The organism is Streptomyces sp. M-16 (assembly GCF_052114405.1).
Classification (GTDB): domain Bacteria; phylum Actinomycetota; class Actinomycetes; order Streptomycetales; family Streptomycetaceae; genus Streptomyces.
This window is the reverse complement of sequence record NZ_JBFRER010000367.1, coordinates 1-357: the sequence shown is the minus strand read 5'-3', so window position 1 is coordinate 357 and position 357 is coordinate 1. Positions and strand designations below refer to the sequence as shown.

1 pseudogene is annotated in these 357 nt (G+C 83.8%); it reads left to right on the top strand.

Annotated features, from left to right (window positions below):
• Nucleotides 1-331 (top strand): annotated as a pseudogene (locus AB4039_RS42595) (hypothetical protein); the annotation flags it as partial.
• Nucleotides 332-357 lie beyond the last annotated feature (26 nt).

The following is a 357-nucleotide window of genomic DNA, read 5'->3' as shown; positions in this document are numbered from 1 at the left end:
GGCGCGCGGGGGCGGGACCCCGGAGGCGGCCTCCGTCGAGCCCCCGGACGCCACGGCGCGCCTTGCCCGCGAGGCCGCCCGGGACGCCGTCGCCCGCGAGGAGGAGCTGCGCCTGGCGGACGCCGCCCGGCAGCGGGCGGCGGAGCGGGCGGCCGCGGCCGACGCCGAAGTCACCCGGCTGGAGCGGTCGGCCGAACGGGCCCGCGCCGAACGGGACCTCGCCCACGAGGCCCTCACCGGGGCGGAAGCCCGCCACCGGGAGGCCGCCCGGGCCGCCCGCGAGGCCCGCCGCGCGGCCACGACCGCCGGACGCCGGCGCAAGCGGACGTAGGCCCCGTGGTCGAAGTGGCGCCGTTC